This is a genomic window from Neptunomonas antarctica (assembly GCF_001305295.1).
GTDB classification, from domain to species: Bacteria; Pseudomonadota; Gammaproteobacteria; order Pseudomonadales; family Balneatricaceae; genus Neptunomonas; species Neptunomonas antarctica.
The window spans coordinates 14,625-31,899 of sequence record NZ_LJSI01000015.1 but is presented as its reverse complement, the minus strand read 5'-3'; the positions used below and the strand labels follow the sequence as shown (position 1 = coordinate 31,899).

Below are 17,275 nucleotides of genomic sequence, written 5' to 3'. Positions count from 1 at the left end.
CCCCCGCATCTAATATTATTATACGGTAAGAATAACTTTCCCCTGAGTATGTCCTGATGCAATATCTCTAAAAGCATCGGCAGCCTGTTCGAGGGGGTAGGTAGCAGCAATATTTAAACGCACCCGTTGCTGTGCATTGAGTTCCGCCAGTAATCGTAGCTGAGCAGCATTAGGCTCGACGCGTAGTGGTAATACTTTTAGCCCCAGGACCTCTCCAGCCGCTATTATTTCATCTTTAGTGTTAGAGGGAAGTGTTACGAACGTCCCCGTTGCTTTCAGGCAAGCGAGTGCATCAATCCCCGTTTTCCCGCCCACACCATCAATAACCACATCAACATCACTCACCATTTCAGCAACGTGCTGGCTTGTATAATCAATAACCTGATCACACCCCAGGTCCTTAATAAAGTCATGGTTTGCGGCTGAAGCGGTACCGATTACCGTCGCACCTTTCCATTTGGCCAGTTGAACGGCCAGATGACCAACGCCCCCGGCGGCGGCCAGGATGAGCACTCGTTGTTTAGCGTGAAGGCCTCCTTTATCAAACAAAGCCTGCCATGCAGTTAATCCGGCCAGCGCTAGCCCTGCTGCCTCGATAGCATCACATGACGGAGGTAATAAGCAAATCTGCTCGGCCGGAACGGCAATCTCTTCTGCATAACACCCGGCAGCTTCTGGAAATCGAACAAACCCAAAGACTCGATCACCCGATTCGAAACCACTGACATCCGCGCCGCAAGCAATAACCTGACCGGAAAATTCCCAACCAGGGGTAAATGGCAGATCACCAATAAACGCGGCTGCGCCACCGCCACTGCAGGTTTTCCAATCAATCGGATTAACACCGGCAGCAGCGGTTTTGACTAACACTTCGCCGGCTTTTAGCTGCGGTTCTGCGACATTTTCATAGACGATAGCTTCGGGGCCACCAAAGGTATGAATTCGGATTGCTTTCATTGGAAATCTCCTGAGTGAGGATCGGATGGTTTGCGACCAAAGGGATATATATTAAGAGGTTATCTTTGCAGCCTGTGCAAAGCAATTCTGTTAGTCTTGTCTGCTTAAAAAATCAGACCCAATAAGAATAGGTGAGCAATCCATGTACTTTCTGATAATACTTGAACAAATACTGTTTTGGGGTGGTCTTACTGTTTTTCTGGTGTCATTGGCGATGTACGCAGGCAGGACGAAAGATTTTAAATCTCTGCTGATGTTCTGGCAGCCTACGATTGAATTCAGCCCTAAAGAATTTAACATTAATCGTACCGGAATGACGATGATGATCGTGGGTCTGGTATTACGTGTCGCTGTTAATTTTCTAGGCTAACGTCAGGAGGAATAATGAAAGGAAATCCGGTTAAAGGCGCAGGGTATTTGCTTCGCGGTTTCAGTATGATGCCAGAGCCTGGTATTCGGCGCTTTGTCTTGATCCCGCTGCTAATTAATATAGTGCTGTTTTCGGGCGCTATTTGGTTATTGATCAACGAATTTGACGGCTGGGTAAATTACTGGTTGAGTAAACTACCGCAATGGCTGTCGTTTCTTGATTGGTTGCTGTGGCCGCTGTTTGCCGCGCTGGTATTGATTTCGGTTTACTATGGTTTTTCTATGGTGGCTAACCTGATTGCGGCGCCTTTTAATGGTTTTCTCTCTGAAAAAGTAGAGAAAATGCGCACCGGTGCAGTGATGGCGGATGAAGGCTGGAAGGGGTTGCTGGCAATGATTCCGCGGTCACTGCAACGCGAGCTGGCAAAAATGGCCTACTACTTACCGCGATTGTTTTTATTGCTTATTTTTAGTTTTATTCCGGTGGTGAATGTTGTTGCGCCATTTCTATGGTTTTTGTTTGGTGCCTGGATGATGGCTATTCAATACTGTGATTATCCGATGGATAATAACAACGTCAGTTTCAAACAGATGAAGCTGCTGTTGGCTGAAAGCCGCTTAACGTCACTGGGTTTTGGCGCGTTGGTTCAAGTGGGAATGATGATACCGGTCATCAATCTGATTATGATGCCTGCGGCTGTAATTGGGGCAACCTTGTATTGGACGGATGAGCATACGCAAAGTAGTCTGATAATTCGTTAACTCTTTGCAATCTTGGTCAGCATCTCCACAGGAAAGTGACAACTAAACAGACTGCCTTTACCCGGCTGACTTTCAATGGTCAGCCGTGCGCCGTGCCGATATAAGGCATGCTTAACAATGGCCAGCCCTAAGCCGGTACCACCTGTTGAAGAGGATCGGCCCTCATCAACCCGATAAAACCGCTCTGTCAGGCGTGACAGATGGATCGATTCAATCCCCAGGCCATTATCCTTCACGGAAAAATGGCCGCCTTGCTGATCCATCCACCACCTGATATCAATCTGTCCTCTTTCAGGCGAGTAGCGAACCGCATTAAACACCAGATTGGAAAAGGCGCTATGGAGTTCCTGAGGTTGTCCCAGTAGGTCGTACTCTTCATCGGCCTCCCATGTGATGGTATGGCCTTTATCCGCCGCAAGTATCTCTGCATCGTGCACAATGGTGCGTAGCATTCTATGAATATTAATAGGGTTTTCGTCGGCAATATGTTGGCTGGCTTCCAGTCTTGAGAGCAGAAGCAAGTCTGAGACCAGATTTTCCATTCGATGAGCCTGAATCTGCATTTGCGTCATGGCACGGGCAATAGGCTTCGAAAGCTCCTGGTCAAGAAATGTTTCAAGATAGCCACTGATAACGGTAAGCGGTGTGCGTAATTCGTGAGACGCGTTGGCGACAAAATCCTGTCGCGTTTGCTCAAGGCGTACCAGTTGAGTGATATCGCGGGCAACTAACAGGCGGTCACCAAAACCGAACTCGGTTATCTGATATTGTAATATTGTCTCATTCAGGACAGGGCTGGGCAGTTGCAATGGATCTTCGTAGTTACCTTTGCGGTAATAGCGAACAAAGCGCGGATCACGCAGTAAATTCATAACCGGTTTACCGCGATCTGCTGATGCTTTCAAGCCCAGTAAACGGTCAGCAGAGAGGTTCCACCATTCAAGGTTGTTATGGTTGTCAATAATCACGAAGGCATCAGACAGCGCTGATGATGACTGTTGAAAACGCACGATAATCTCTTTCAGCTGTTTGGTTTTAGTCTTATGACGTTTTTGCAGGCGCGCCAGATCATCAAAAATTTCACCCCAGTGGCCTTGGGATTCAGGAGGCGTTGTGTCTGATTGATGCAGCCAATTTCTCAATTTTTCTATTTGGCGTATTTGCAGAGCACACCAGATGGATAATCCGATGACGAGTCCCCAGCTTAGAGACCCAAAAGCCAGTCCTATCGTTGCGGAGACTAAGGCAACGATAAGCAGGTCTCCAAAAGCGGCGTGCGACGATTTTTGCATAAATCAGATGCGCTCTGGCGTATTAAGCTACTTGTGTTGAAAAACGGTATCCGGTTCCACGTACAGTTTGTACCAGATAATCATGTTGGCTGCCTAGTGCTTTGCGTAAACGGCGGATATGGACATCCACGGTACGCTCTTCCACATAGACATTACCACCCCAGACCATATCGAGTAGTTGACCGCGCGTATAGGCGCGATCCTGATGAGTCATAAAGAACTGCAACAGGCGGAATTCGGTTGGGCCAAGGTCAATCGGTCTATCATTAGCGGTGGCCCGGTGGGAGACAGGGTCCAGCGTTAAACCATCAACGGATACCGGATCTTCAATACCTTTCGGTGTTGCGCGACGTAGCACCGCTTTGAGGCGGGCTACCAGTTCGCGGGGGGAAAATGGCTTAGTGATATAGTCATCGACACCCGCTTCCAGGCCTTTGACTTTGTTCTCTTCTTCGCCTTTGGCGGTCAGCATAATTATCGGGATATCCGCTGTCATCTCGTCTTTACGCAGACGCCGCGCTAATTCGATACCGCTCATATTCGGCATCATCCAATCTAGCAGAATCATATCGGGTTTCTGATCAACTATCATGGCGTGTGCTGTTTGTGCGTTGTCCGCTTCGGAGCATTCATAGCCGGCCATTTCAAGGGCTACTGCAATCATTTCCCGAATCGGCGCTTCATCATCAACAATTAGCACTTGTTTACTGGTAGACATGTTAACCGTCCCTACGCATAAATTATGTCGGGAGTATTACACTGCTTTATTATGACAGCAATGTTACAAGTGAGCTTAAAGTGCTAAGTAGTGCACGAAAATGCCTATAAAAACAGACAATCCGGCATAGTGATTGTTCAGAAACGCCGTGAAGCATGGGTCGCGTTCACGTTTACGGATCAGGATTTGTTGGTAGCAGAATAACGCAGCGGCGATTAATACACCCGCATAATAGACACTGGAAAAGTCTAATTGTATGCCGACTATAAGCAATATAGCGAGTGTCAATAATTGTAAAATACCAATAATTATTTTATCCAGATCACCGAACAAAATGGCTGTCGATTTGACGCCAATTTTAAGGTCATCATCACGGTCAACCATGGCATACATAGTGTCATACGCGACTGTCCAGAGTATTTTAGCAATATAGATCAGCCAGGCAATCGCGGGAATTGATTCATTGATGGCCGTAAACGCCATAGGAATGGCCCAGCCGAAAGCGGCTCCCAATACTATTTGGGGTAGATGCGTGTAGCGTTTCATAAAAGGGTAGAGGGACGCCAGAAACAGCCCGCCAAATGACATCATAATCGTCATCTTGTTAGTCAGTAACACCAAACCGAAAGCGAGCAACATCAATACCGCGAATAATGTCAGTGCTTCTTTGCTGCTGATTCGCCCCGTGACTAAAGGGCGTTGTGAAGTCCGTTTGACGTGGGCATCGATTTTCCGGTCAGCAAAATCGTTAATAACGCATCCTGCGGATCGGGTTAGAAAAACACCGATGATAAAAATAGCTAATATTTTTAGATCAGGTATACCTTGCGCTGCAATCCACAGTGCCCACAGAGTTGGCCAGAGTAATAAATAACTGCCGACCGGTCGGTTAAAACGCGTCAGATCAATATAGATCGCAACACGTTCACGCAGGGATAATGCAGGTTTGGAGATGATGTCTGACATGAGTATTAGGGTCGGCTAGATAAATTAAGAGAATTAAGGTTTGTAGTGTACCTGTTGCAGCGCGGGGAGAAAAACTTCACAGACCAGTAAAGGCTTTCCTGATAAGAAAAATTTTGAACGACGCGCCCATACTGCTTGTTGATTAGATAGCTTCAGCCGGCTGATCTGCAAAGGGCCGCGATGCATGGTGGGATCACTAAAGAGAATCGTACCCAAAGAGCGGTTGCCCACATGATGGAGCTGGCGCTCTTGTCCCGTGATGGTTGAAGCCGGAATGATCGAGCGTGCGTAGACCCATACCTGCTGGTTACCGATTAACCGGACTTCACGGATTAGCGCTAACTGACGCATCGGGATGCCCAGAGCAAGGGCTTCCGACCGTGTAGGACGGCCCCAGCCCTGACTCACTACTTCAACCTTAAAATCACCTTCGCTGGCTCTGATCAGATGTTGAGTCAACGAGGCGCGGTCAGTTAACCAGCGTTGCCAGCACTGGGGAGCATGAAGACGAGTGACGCGTCTTAAGCTGATCCAGCGGACATCAAAATTCAGGGCTGTGAGTGCAGAGGGGATAGGCACGGTAAATTCCTTATTAAAACTGCCGGTATTCTACTCTTATCTGTCTTGAAACAGTATATCAGGCTGGCTCAGTGCCGCTGTTTGGATTAGGATGCCGCTATGAAAATACAGACTGCACAACACTACACCTGTGAAGAGATTGTCGCCTTAAGTCGTCAGTGGGTCGAGACCATTGTCGTTGGGCTGAACCTGTGTCCTTTTGCTGCACCCGTGGTGCGTAATGATACACTTCGTTACGCCGTCACCGATGCTGAAAGCATGGAAGCGCTTGCCAGTAATTTTCTGCAAGAACTTAATCTGATTCAGGAAAAAGAGGAGAAAGAGATCGCCACCACCTTGGTTATCATGCCAAGAGCTGTCTCTGATTTTTATGATTATCTGGATCTGCTGGCTTATTTCGAAGACCTGTTAGCAAAATCCGGTTTGTCCGGGGTTTTTCAGTTGGCCAGTTTTCATCCAGCCTATCTGTTTGCCGGTGTTGAGCCAGATGACCTTAGCCACTGGACCAACCGTTCACCTTTTCCAATGGTACATATTATTCGGGAAGGTCAGATGAGCCGGGTTCTGACACATTACGATAATCCTGAAGAGATTCCCGAACGTAATATTAAATTGTTACGTGAATTAGGACGCGAAGGTCTCGTTGAGCGCTTCCCGCCATTTGCTGATTTTATCTGACGAGTAGCGATATTGTGCGTTCACTGTAATGCTAACTTCAGGCAGCAACCACGCAGTTCCGTTGCGTGTTCTTAGCTTTGTAGAGAGCCTGGTCTGCTTGTTCAACCAGTTCGTGAGGGTTGTTGCTGCTTGATGGAATCAGCGTAGCTACACCCTGACTAACAGTGACCACTAAGCCGGTTGATGATCGCTCATGCGCAATACCAAGCGATAATATATGGTCACGAATCGCTTGTGCTACGAGCGCGGCACCCTTTTTATCGGTATCGGGTAATAAAACCACAAATTCCTCTCCGCCGTAACGGCATACGGCATCGTGAGAACGGTTTACTGTGGTTTGCATCGCACTCGCAATGCGTCTCAGGCAGCTATCACCTGCAAGATGCCCATAACGGTCGTTAAATGCTTTAAAGTGATCAACATCCAGCATGATCAGCGAGAGCGGCTGTCGGGTGCGTGCGCTGCGACGCCATTCCATTTCTAATGTTTTTTCAAATTCACGACGGTTATTAACACCGGTGAGTCCATCAATGCGGGCAGACCGTTCAAGGAAGTCACGTGAGCGTTTCAGTTCTAGCATCATGCTGATACGAGCACGAATGATGCCGGCGGCCCGGTCTTGTACTAAATAGTCCGAAGCGCCGTGGGCATAGGCCTGCAGCTCTTGCTTATCATCATTGTCCGCGCCAATCAGAGCGATAGGCACAAAAGCATTATGTTTGTTCTGAATCAAACGCTGGCACTGTAAAAGGTTATTCAGCCAATCATCAGTAGCATGTATTAAGAGTAAATCGGGTGTTTGCTCGGCCGTTTCCAGCTGCTGTTTCAGGTCGCCTAGCGTCGCGGGAAGTAGAATATTATAGTCGCTACGTAAGGCATCAATCAGTTGCCAGACAGGCGCCAGGCCTTCACTGGCGAATACCGCAATTGTATGGTGTTCTGAATACTTACAGATCTGTCGCGAGTCATGCTCGACCTTATTATCTTCACCCGCGAAAAAAGCTTTAATTTCATCGATGGATGCTAACCCCACTAGTTTTCGGTTGTCAGGTGAAAAAATAACCGGTACGCGGGAGCCTGTCTGGCTGCCTTCCCAGCGATCCTGCCACTCTTCCAGTATCTCTTCTGCATCCATATCGATGGATAATTCAGTGGGTAAACCTGCGGCTTGCAGGCAGTCAAAAATAACGGTGGGGCTGGCGATATCCAGACCATCGATCCACATGGCTTTATAGAACAAGTCGCGAAAAAAACCTGCTTTTTTATTATCAATATGTGCGGCTGCAATGACACACAAAATAGCAAAGCGGCTATCAGGACGTTCTGGCGGTAATGCAATAGTGACTTCACTGGCATAGCTACGTATCGAAAACACATCACTGGCTAGTTCTGCCAGCATGTCAGGTGTGTTGCCATAGAGGCCAATATCCTGAGCATGCTCAACGAGGCGATAATCTACTATATCAAGAAGATTCAGTGCTTTTAAACGTTCGTGAAGCGCATAACTGTAAGGGCAATTGAGATCACCATAGACAATATACTGACTCGTACTTGCTTGCAGCATGGAGCATTACCGTGTTTTTTTTGTTAAAAGAAGCTAGCGGCTGATTGTAGCAAAAATTTTATACTAAGCCCTCCCGATTATAAAAGAATAAAAAAAGCAGCCACGGAGGCTGCTTATATCTTATAGGCAAGAGCGATTAGCTTTCGATGTCGTCATCTCCGCTTAGCCCTGCCGTTTGTTTTATTTTTGATAATGGCTGGTGACGAACATCGGTACCACTGACCATATAGATTAGGTGCTCCGCCATATTGCGGGAGTGGTCACCAATACGTTCCAGGCTGCGTAATACCCAGATAACATTCAGGCTGCTGGAGATAGCACGTGAGTCCTCCATCATATAGGTAACCAGGGAGCGCATCGCAGTCCGATACTCTTGATCAACAGCTTTATCTTGCTTAGCAACATGATAGGCCAGTTCGGTATCATTTCGGGCAAAAGCGGTCAGCACATCTTTCACCATTGAGCTGACCAGGGAGCCAATATGACGGACTTCCTGATAACCGCGTTGTGATTCGCCATCTTCTACCAGTTCAATGGCCTGACGACAAATGCGACTAGCTTCATCGCCCATACGCTCAAGGTCATTGACGGATTTTGATATGGCAACGATGAGTCGCAGATCACTGGCCGCTGGCTGACGTCGGGCGATGATAGTGGTGCAGCGTTCATCAATCATCAATTCCATGTCATTGGTCTGCTTGTCTACACGGCGTGACTGCTCAGCAAGCTCAGCATCACCGGTTAGTAGTGCCTGGATCGCATCATGAACCTGACGTTCGACAATACCACCCATGGTAAGAAGTTCAGTACGAATCTGCTCTAGTTCATCATTGAATTGCTGCGAAATATGGGTCGAAAATGTATCTTTGGTGAGTTCCACGGTGACGGTACTCCGTTCTGATTAATGATTCACAAACTGAGAAAATATAATGGCGTTAATGTGAGTTAAGGCTTAATTAAAGTTAATCCTTAACCGTAGCGTCCGGTAATGTAATCTTCGGTTTGTTTCTTCTCTGGGTTTGTGAAAAGTGTATCGGTCACACCAAATTCAATCAGATCACCCATATACATGAAAGCCGTATAATCTGAAACACGGGCGGCCTGCTGCATATTATGTGTGACTATGACAATGGTGAAATCATTCTTTAAGTCATGGATCAATTCTTCTATTTTCAGTGTGGAAATAGGGTCCAATGCTGATGCTGGCTCATCGAGTAGTAAGACTTCCGGTTTTACCGCAATCGTACGTGCAATCACCAAACGTTGTTGTTGTCCACCTGACATACCTAGCGCGCTTTCATGCAGACGATCTTTTACTTCATCCCATAAAGCGGCTGATCTAAGTGCCCACTCAACGGTTTCATCAATATCACGCTTCTTTTTGATGCCCTGAATACGCAAGCCATAAGCAACGTTTTCGTAAATTGACTTAGGAAATGGGTTGGGTTTTTGAAATACCATGCCGACGCGACGACGCAGGTCTGCGACATCGACTGTGCGTTCAAAGATATTGTTACCATCGAGCAGGATTTGGCCGCTAATGTTGCAATCATCCACCAGATCATTCATTCGATTGAAACAACGTAATAATGTAGATTTACCGCAACCGGATGGGCCGATAAAAGCGGTTACGCGCCTTTTCGGGATATCCATATTAATACCGTGCAGCGCCTCTTTATCTCCGTATGATAAACGTAAATCTTTCACCTGAAGAGTCGTTGTTTCGGAGCTCAGGTCGAGATCCCGAACTTCTCGCTGCAACGATGAGATATCGATACCGTGTGCTTTAGCGTTAGATGTCATTTTCATTCAAACCTTCTCAAAGTTATTCGTTAAACAGCGTTACATTTCGAGCGATTTATATTTTTCGCGCAGATGGTTACGAAGCTGTACGGCTGAAATATTCAATAGGGCAATCACCATTACCAGCAGCAATGCGGTTGCATAGACCAGTGGTCGCGCCGCTTCGACGTTAGGGCTTTGGAAACCCACATCATAGATATGGAAACCCAGGTGCATAAATTTCTGATCCAGATGCAGGAACGGGTAGTTAGCATCCAGCGGTAAACTAGGCGCCAGTTTTACCACACCCACCAGCATCAGAGGAGCCACTTCACCGGCAGCGCGAGCGATGGCCAGAATAACACCGGTCATCATGGCTGGGCTGGCCATGGGTAATACTACTTTCCATAGCGTTTCTGCTTTCGTTGCTCCCAGTGCCAGTGAACCTTCACGCACTGAGCGTGGGATACGCGATAAACCTTCTTCAGTTGCGACAATAACGACGGGTACTGTGAGCAGCGCTAATGTGATTGATGCCCACATCAGACCACCGGTACCGAAGGTTGGAGAGGGCAGTGCTTCAGGGAAAAACAAACTGTCTATGTTGCCTCCCAAAAAGTAAACAAAAAATCCCAGTCCAAATACACCATATACGATCGAGGGTACACCTGCCAAGTTGTTAACGGAGATGCGGATCAGACGCGTCATGAAACCTTGCTTGGCATATTCGCGCAGATAAACCGCGGCCACCACACCAAAGGGCGTGACCAATACGGACATCAGAATAACCATCATAACGGTACCAAAGATGGCGGGGAATATGCCGCCCTCTGTATTGGCTTCACGCGGATCATCTGAAACAAATTCCCAGAGTTTATCGCCATAGTGGGCTAGTTTAGCGGTTACGCTCATATCGTTAGGGCGGAATGCACGTACAATTTTAGCAACGGCAATATCTACCTGCTGACCATTCGATATTTCCGCTACGATCGAGTCACGATTGATTTTGGTATAGAGATCAATCAGGCTTTGTTGCAAATCTTGATAATTGGCATTCAATTCGGCACGCTGAACTTCTATCGCCGCATACGGAGCGGGGTCTGATACTTCGTTCAGCTCTAAAGAACGTTGCTCAAGACGCAGGCGTTCCAGTGTGTAGTTAATTGAGCCGATTTCATGTTTTTCGATCTGGTAAATATCTTTACGGATGATCAGTGCACGTTCAATACTGGCTTCAAAGCGGTTCCATAAAGCCATATATTCCGGTGTTTTATCGTAGCCTGCATATTGACCGACCAGCGTATCGCCTTCTTTAAGTGCACGCAGGTAACCATAGAAATTGCCCCATTCGCGGCGCTCCGTGGCGAACAGCATTTGCGGATAGCTCTGCTCAGATAAATTATTCTCAAGTACCCATGTGAAATCCATACCACCGACATCACGATTACCTATTTTCATCAGGTCACGACGCATCATTTTCGTGCCGTCAGGTACGATAACACCCGCATCACGCAGCTGCTCGGCAGGGACTTGCTCGGATTCTACAATTTCACCAATAACCAGGCTCTGGTTGCCATCCGATGAGTATTTTGCCTGCAAAATATCGGCTGGCCAGAAGTGCACCAGACCACGAGCAGCAATCAGACCGAGAAGACCAACGACCATGATTACGCAGATAGCAACGGCCCCTGCATTTAACCAAATCCATGGTGAACCGGATTTTTTCCATTCTGTAAAAGAGATTCTCATTGTTTTCAATCCTCAATCATCAACAGGTTACAGAGAACCGTACTTTTTGCGTAGACGCTGTCTTACTAATTCGGCCAGTGTATTGACTACAAAGGTGAACATAAACAGAACAAAGGCGGCCAGGAATAGAATGCGATAGTGGGTACTACCGACGGCGGATTCAGGTACTTCCACCGCTATGTTCGCGGCTAATGTGCGCATACCTTCAAAGATATTCATATCCATAATAGGGGTGTTACCCGTCGCCATCAGAACGATCATGGTTTCACCCACGGCCCGGCCCATACCAATCATCAACGCAGAGAAAATCCCCGGGCTGGCGGTAGGCAGAACGACCCGTGTCAGCGTTTGCCAAGGCGTAGCACCTAACGCCAGAGAACCGTAACTAAGATGTTTCGGCACAGCAAAAATAGCATCTTCTGTAATAGAAAATATCGTAGGGATAACCGCAAAACCCATCGCGATACCGACTACCAACGCATTACGTTGGTCGAAAGGTATATCGAGTTCATTACTCATCCACAGACGCAGATCACCGCCAAACAGCAGGCTCTCAAGTCCATCGGCCATGTATAAACTAAACATGGCGGCCAGAATTACAACGGGTAGCAGCAACGCTGCATCCCAGCCTTCAGGGATCAGAAAACGGATTCTATCGGGTACTTGAGCCCAGACAAAACCAAAGACAACAATCGCAATAGGCACAAACAGCAATATGACGAATATCCCCGCCAGCTTGTCTTCCATAAAGGGAGCAAGCCATAAACCTGCCAGGAAGCCGAGAATAACTGTAGGTAGTGCCTCCATTAATTCAATGAAAGGTTTAACCTTGCGGCGCATCGCCGGCACCATAAAGTAAGCCGTATAGATGGCACCACAGATCGCTAATGGCGTACCGAGTAACATGGCATAGAAAGCCGCTTTCAGCGTACCAAAAGCCAGAGGTACCAAGCTGTATTTAGGTTCGAAGTCGTTACTTGAGGCAGATGACTGCCAGATATATTCTGGTTTTTCATAGCCTTCGTACCAGACTTTACTCCACAGCGCCGACCAGGAGATATCAGGGTGTTCGTTATGAATAGCCCAAAGAGAAAGCTGACCGTCTTTTTCGCTTAACATGGCGTTTGAGCGTGGCGCATAAGCAATACGATCAGCCGCACCGTCAATGATAGTTTCTGTTAGCGCATTACGTTCGGCGGTGGTGTTGAACAGGCGTAATGTGCCTGCGGTATCCAGCGACGCGAAACCTTTGCGGCGATGCTCAATAGAGAGGTTAACAATAGGCTGAGTGCCGCCAGTAAACTCACGGATTTTAGTCAGTTTCCAGTCGGTTACGTCGTCACGCACCAGGAACCATTGAGACACTTTACCCAGATCATCACCGATCAGTACTGCATTTCCGCCTAGCAGCGTCTGAAAATCTGTGATAGTGCCTTTGCTCGCTTCTACTACCTGGGTGGTTTGTGCGCCGCCTTCTGCTTTTAGATCGATAACCGCGAGCGTGTTCTTGCTCGCCATCAGTAGCCAGCGCCGACCGGGCAATAATAACAGCTTGTCCGCGTTGATATTGAACTGAGGTAGCGCTTCTGACTCGGATGAGGTTTCCACTTCGCCCGTCATCATATTTTCATCAATAGAAATCTTGGTCTGGGTCAGGCCCGTCTCATCTCCCCCAACCAGATTCCAGTCTTCGTCACCGTGCGAAACGCCTAATAATTTAAGGGGTTTGTCACCGATATGAATCGGTTTTTTGCCGAGTGGATAGATCAGTGTGGGTGTGATAACACGATCGCCATCAGGGTAGGTGGAGGTATAATTATGCTCAATAATCAGCGCATCACCGTTACTGAAACCCATCGCAAATTGATGTAAAGGGTCAGAGATTGTCGAGAGGCTGGTAATGCTGGCCCCAACCGGCACATTAATCTGTTCTGATTTAATCACGCTACCATTCAGGGTATTGAAAAAGATGACTTCGCCTTTGTCGGATACGCGAATGCCTATTTCGGCCTGTTCTTCCATCGACAGATACAGGGTTTTTCCTGAACCAGGAACAGTATAGCTTTCAATCGCCCGGTCATTTTTTGACCATGGTTCTACGTGGGCTGATTGGAACAGTGGCATTACTTCATAGAGTAAGTAAAAAAAGATCAGCACAATCGCAACGATGACGCTAATGCCGCCAAATGCAATCCCGCCAGCTGCCAGCTTGTCCTTCAATGCGCGAAACTTGCGCATCCTCATCTGTGCGGGTGTGTTGAAGTCTATTTTTGGTGCGGAAATATTTTTGATACTCATGGGGAATTTAGTCCTGATGGATCCATGATGACGGTGGGCACAGGATAATCAATAAATGTGACACTTATGTTACACAGGTTGATAAACGCAAAAAGGGAGTGTCTTGCGACACTCCCTGGCTTGCTAATTTAGTCGTTTATATAATATTACAGACCCAGATCAGCCATCTGCTTCGCGACTACTTTCGACGGTAGTGGGATGTAACCATCTTTAACGACCACTTCCTGGCCCACTTTAGACATAACCATTTTCAGGAATTCTGTTTCCATGGGTGCCAGTGCTGTGTTTGGTTTTTTGTTGACATAAACGTACAAAAAACGAGCCAGCGGGTAAGTACCGGTAACCGCATTATCAGGCGTCGCTTCTATAAATGCATCACCTTCTTCTTTAGCCAGTGGCAGCGCGCGGACGGAAGATGTTTGATACCCGATACCCGAGTAACCGATGCTGTTTAACGAAGTAGAAACCGATTGAACAACAGAAGCAGAGCCCGGCTGTTCGTTTACGCTATTTTTGTAATCGCCTTTACACAGTGCATTCTTTTTAAAGTAGCCATAAGTACCGGATACCGAGTTACGTCCGAATATCTGAATGCTCTTGTCAGCCAATGCGCCTTCAACACCCACCTGCCCCCAAGTACTCGCATCTTCAGCGGCACCACATTTACGGGTAGAAGAGAAGATAGCGTCAACCTGTGGAATGGACAGGCCTTTAATTGGGTTATCTTTATGAACAAAGACGGCCAAAGCATCAATAGCAACAGCAACTGGAGTAGGTTTGTAACCGTACTTCTTCTCGAATTCTTCGATTTCTTTGTCTTTCATTTTGCGTGACATAGGGCCCATGTTAGAGGTGCCTTCAGTCAGTGCCGGAGGAGCAGTTGAAGAGCCCGCTGCCTGAATCTGAACATTTACGTTCGGATAAACACGTTTAAACTCTTCGGCCCACAATGTCATCAGGTTAGCAAGTGTGTCAGAACCAACGCTCGACAGGTTGCCAGACACGCCAGCTGCTTTTGTGTAAGTAGGTAAGTCAGCATCCAGCAAATCTACAGCGCCTGCTGTCATGCATGTTGCCGTCATTGCAACAGCCGCGAATAACTTCTTCATTGGTTTCATCTTTAGCTCCAGTAGAGGCCATTGGTTTATCAATTTGATGGGTGCAATATAGATAGAGTTTGTGACAATAATGTGACAAATGTGAATATGTCGCTATAAATAATATTTAAAAGCTTGAGTATATGGATTACAGGGGCAAAGACTTTTTAATTTTATTATTACTATTCCAATACCTTAGTATAATGTTTGCTGTAATATTAATTCTCCTTAAAATTATAAAATAACGACCTGATAATAATGAATACAAAGACACCAGAATTAGCGCCTCAAGGCGAGCTGACACTCAAACTTCCTGCTAGTCATGCGGCTACCAATATCTTTGGTGATGTTTATGGGGGCTGGGTCTCATCTCAGGCTGTTCTTGCGGCAGAAATGCGTGCCGGTGAAGAAACGGAGGGGCGTGTAGCGACGGTCTCTATCGGGGGCATGGAATTTATGTCACCCGTTTTAGTCGGTACGATTCTTTGTTTTTATACAGAGGTAATTGAAGCAGGCAATAGCTCTATACGAATTAAAATAGAGGTATGGGGCCGGTGTCCGGATGGGCGCGCCTTACGCAAAGTGACTGAGACAGAATGCGTTCTGGTGGCGATGGATGAGCATGGGCATATTCGCACTTATGACTAAATCTGATGTGCTATTTTTGCCAGATCAATAATTGATTATTGGCGGGCATTATAACATCCTTAATTAAAGATAACCCTTGATGGCGGGCAAGTTCATTGACTGCTTCGAAATCACGAATTCCACTGTCTGGATCCCGGGCTTTTAGCCAGTCATCAAACTGTGCATTGCTGGGTGATGTGTAAGCATTTTGATAGCAAAAAGGCCCATAAACAAATAAATAACCCTTATCTTTTAGCACCGATCCAGCGCCCTGGAAAAAATCAGTGACATTATTCCAGCTCATGATATGCAGTGTATTAGCCGTGAAAATCCCATCGTAGAGGCTAGTTGGCCACGTTCGGCTGACATTCAGTTCGATTGGGGGTAGCACGCGTTTTGATGCATACTGCTCAATATTAATCATCAGAGCATCAAGGTATTGGCCCTGATCTGAAGGCTGCCATGTAAGGCTATTATGATGGTTGCTCACAAACAGAGCATGCTGGCCAGAGCCACTTCCTACTTCCAGTATGTTTGTGAGATCGGATAAATATACCGACAATTTATCCAGAATGGGCTGCTTGTTGCGTTCACATGATTCACTGTAGTTAAGCATAGAAACCGACTTTTATAATGATATTAAATATGAACTGGTAAATCTGTATCACAAGGAAAACACACTTCAGTTTCGTTAATGGCTGTTTTCCAGGGAGGTGTAAAGAGGTTTGTAAAACTCTCTGATGTCACTTACATCCTTTTCATAATCTCCGCTGGTAACGAAAATCTTACCGATACCTCCGCGCTTATTTTTATAATCAACAAAGGCCAGTACGATGGGGACTTGTGCGCCGTGCGCAATATGATAAAAGCCGCTTTTCCACTCGGTTACGCGTGCACGGGTACCTTCTGGTGCCATCATAATACGTAGTTCGGGCAACTCTTTAAATTTCTCGATGGTCGCGTTGACCATATTATTGGTATGTGATCGATCCACCGGAATGCCCCCCATCCAACGCATTAAACCGCCAAAGGGGAATTTGAAAATACTTTGCTTACCCACCCAATGCAGCTGAGTATTCAGCGAAAAAGCAATCATTAAGCTGAGAGGCATATCCCAGTTACTGGTATGCGGAGCAGCAATCAATACACACTGTTTGATATCTTCAGGGATATTTCCGAGCACTTTCCAGCCACATAATTTCAGTATTCCCCTTGATACACCTCGCAGTAAAGAACGGATAATAGGTGTGGTAAACATGGTTTTTTGCAGCATGGCAGGGGGATTCCGGTATGAGGAACGATATTCATTATAGGGTTCATTAAAGAGAAGTATAGCGGCCAGGGTGAATAGGTGAGAACATTTACCTAATGGAACTTGATGCTGAGCTATAAAAATGAAAGATGACAAAAAATGACAACTATATTCTCACTGCTCAAAACTTACTGGTTAGCGATTACGTTGTTCGTCCTTACCGTGATTACCTTATTATCTTTATGGCCGGCAGATCAATTGCCTGGCGTGCCGGGTACGGATAAAACGCATCATTTTATCGCTTATGCCGGGCTGATGTTTCCTGTGGCGCTAAGACAGCCTAAGTATTGGCTATTGATTGGTTTGTTCTTTCTCTGTTGGAGCGGTGCTATTGAGTTGATTCAGCCTTATGTAAACCGTTATGGAGAGTGGTTGGACATGGTGGCCAATGCTAGCGGAGTTGTGAGTGGAGCGCTGTTGGCATTGCTAATAAACCGTATTTTTACGCTTAATATAAGCACTGAATAAACCTTGTGAACCAAAGTTTTAATATAGATAAGGCGAGCGATAAGGGGAATTTGATAT

18 protein-coding genes are annotated in these 17,275 nt (G+C 46.7%); 5 read left to right on the top strand and 13 right to left on the bottom strand.

What is annotated here, in order from left to right:
* Nucleotides 1-18: 18 nt before the first annotated feature.
* Nucleotides 19-957, bottom strand: coding sequence for an NADP-dependent oxidoreductase (locus Nant_RS00445; protein WP_054339675.1), 939 nt, complete (start codon nt 955-957; stop codon nt 19-21).
* 142 nt (nt 958-1,099) lie between these two features.
* Here Nant_RS00445 and Nant_RS00440 point away from each other — a divergent pair, with 142 nt between their 5' ends.
* Together Nant_RS00440 and cysZ are read left to right on the top strand one after the other, a co-directional pair.
* Nucleotides 1,100-1,327 (top strand): hypothetical protein, encoded by a 228-nt coding sequence (locus tag Nant_RS00440; RefSeq protein WP_054339674.1) that lies wholly within the window; start codon nt 1,100-1,102, stop codon nt 1,325-1,327.
* A 14-nt stretch (nt 1,328-1,341) separates the two neighbouring features.
* Nucleotides 1,342-2,088 (top strand): sulfate transporter CysZ, encoded by a 747-nt coding sequence (gene cysZ, locus Nant_RS00435; RefSeq protein WP_054339673.1) that lies wholly within the window; start codon nt 1,342-1,344, stop codon nt 2,086-2,088.
* Here the strand turns inward: cysZ and phoR are convergent.
* The 4 genes from phoR to Nant_RS00415 form a co-directional block, all read right to left on the bottom strand.
* Nucleotides 2,085-3,380, bottom strand: a complete 1,296-nt coding sequence (gene phoR / locus Nant_RS00430; RefSeq protein WP_054339672.1) for a phosphate regulon sensor histidine kinase PhoR — start codon at nt 3,378-3,380, stop codon at nt 2,085-2,087. The genes cysZ and phoR overlap by 4 nt on opposite strands.
* Before the next feature lie 22 nt (nt 3,381-3,402).
* On the bottom strand, nt 3,403-4,098 hold the full coding sequence (gene phoB / locus Nant_RS00425; RefSeq protein WP_054339671.1) for a phosphate regulon transcriptional regulator PhoB: 696 nt from the start codon (nt 4,096-4,098) through the stop codon (nt 3,403-3,405).
* Nucleotides 4,099-4,173: 75 nt separating this feature from the next.
* Nucleotides 4,174-5,064 carry a 4-hydroxybenzoate octaprenyltransferase gene (gene ubiA / locus Nant_RS00420; RefSeq protein ID WP_054339670.1) on the bottom strand — a complete coding sequence of 297 codons (891 nt, stop codon included), beginning with the start codon at nt 5,062-5,064 and terminating at the stop codon, nt 4,174-4,176.
* Between the two features lie 33 nt (nt 5,065-5,097).
* Nucleotides 5,098-5,643, bottom strand: a complete 546-nt coding sequence (locus Nant_RS00415) for a chorismate--pyruvate lyase family protein (protein WP_054339669.1) — start codon at nt 5,641-5,643, stop codon at nt 5,098-5,100.
* Nucleotides 5,644-5,742: 99 nt separating this feature from the next.
* Here Nant_RS00415 and Nant_RS00410 point away from each other — a divergent pair, with 99 nt between their 5' ends.
* A complete protein-coding gene (locus tag Nant_RS00410) occupies nt 5,743-6,321 on the top strand; it encodes a DUF1415 domain-containing protein (protein ID WP_054339668.1) in 579 nt (192 codons plus the stop codon).
* Between the two features lie 37 nt (nt 6,322-6,358).
* On the opposite strand, the gene Nant_RS00405 is transcribed toward Nant_RS00410, so the two are convergent.
* The 6 genes from Nant_RS00405 to Nant_RS00380 form a co-directional block, all read right to left on the bottom strand.
* Nucleotides 6,359-7,885: a diguanylate cyclase gene (locus Nant_RS00405; RefSeq protein WP_054339667.1), complete on the bottom strand. Its 1,527-nt coding sequence runs from the start codon at nt 7,883-7,885 to the stop codon at nt 6,359-6,361.
* Nucleotides 7,886-8,021: 136 nt separating this feature from the next.
* Nucleotides 8,022-8,765 carry a phosphate signaling complex protein PhoU gene (phoU, locus tag Nant_RS00400; protein ID WP_054339666.1) on the bottom strand — a complete coding sequence of 248 codons (744 nt, stop codon included), beginning with the start codon at nt 8,763-8,765 and terminating at the stop codon, nt 8,022-8,024.
* Between the two features lie 89 nt (nt 8,766-8,854).
* Nucleotides 8,855-9,688, bottom strand: coding sequence for a phosphate ABC transporter ATP-binding protein PstB (gene pstB / locus Nant_RS00395; protein WP_054339665.1), 834 nt, complete (start codon nt 9,686-9,688; stop codon nt 8,855-8,857).
* 39 nt (nt 9,689-9,727) lie between these two features.
* Complete coding sequence (gene pstA / locus Nant_RS00390) at nt 9,728-11,416, bottom strand: phosphate ABC transporter permease PstA (RefSeq protein WP_179078893.1); 1,689 nt, start codon at nt 11,414-11,416, stop codon at nt 9,728-9,730.
* Nucleotides 11,417-11,443: 27 nt separating this feature from the next.
* The gene (locus tag Nant_RS00385) at nt 11,444-13,714 is read right to left on the bottom strand and encodes an ABC transporter permease subunit (RefSeq protein WP_054339663.1); all 2,271 of its coding nucleotides are present in this window, start codon (nt 13,712-13,714) and stop codon (nt 11,444-11,446) included.
* Nucleotides 13,715-13,860: 146 nt separating this feature from the next.
* Nucleotides 13,861-14,832 carry a PstS family phosphate ABC transporter substrate-binding protein gene (locus tag Nant_RS00380; RefSeq protein WP_054339662.1) on the bottom strand — a complete coding sequence of 324 codons (972 nt, stop codon included), beginning with the start codon at nt 14,830-14,832 and terminating at the stop codon, nt 13,861-13,863.
* 237 nt (nt 14,833-15,069) lie between these two features.
* Here Nant_RS00380 and Nant_RS00375 point away from each other — a divergent pair, with 237 nt between their 5' ends.
* The gene (locus tag Nant_RS00375; protein WP_054339661.1) at nt 15,070-15,459 is read left to right on the top strand and encodes an acyl-CoA thioesterase; all 390 of its coding nucleotides are present in this window, start codon (nt 15,070-15,072) and stop codon (nt 15,457-15,459) included.
* A gap of 10 nt (nt 15,460-15,469) precedes the next feature.
* Here the strand turns inward: Nant_RS00375 and Nant_RS00370 are convergent, their stop codons facing one another.
* Both Nant_RS00370 and Nant_RS00365 read right to left on the bottom strand, forming a co-directional pair.
* Nucleotides 15,470-16,054 (bottom strand): DUF938 domain-containing protein, encoded by a 585-nt coding sequence (locus tag Nant_RS00370; RefSeq protein ID WP_054339660.1) that lies wholly within the window; start codon nt 16,052-16,054, stop codon nt 15,470-15,472.
* 75 nt (nt 16,055-16,129) lie between these two features.
* A complete protein-coding gene (locus Nant_RS00365) occupies nt 16,130-16,711 on the bottom strand; it encodes a lysophospholipid acyltransferase family protein (protein WP_054339659.1) in 582 nt (193 codons plus the stop codon).
* Between the two features lie 138 nt (nt 16,712-16,849).
* Between Nant_RS00365 and Nant_RS00360 the strand changes: the two genes are divergently transcribed.
* Nucleotides 16,850-17,218, top strand: coding sequence for a VanZ family protein (locus tag Nant_RS00360; protein ID WP_054339658.1), 369 nt, complete (start codon nt 16,850-16,852; stop codon nt 17,216-17,218).
* The last annotated feature ends 57 nt before the right edge of the window (nt 17,219-17,275 follow it).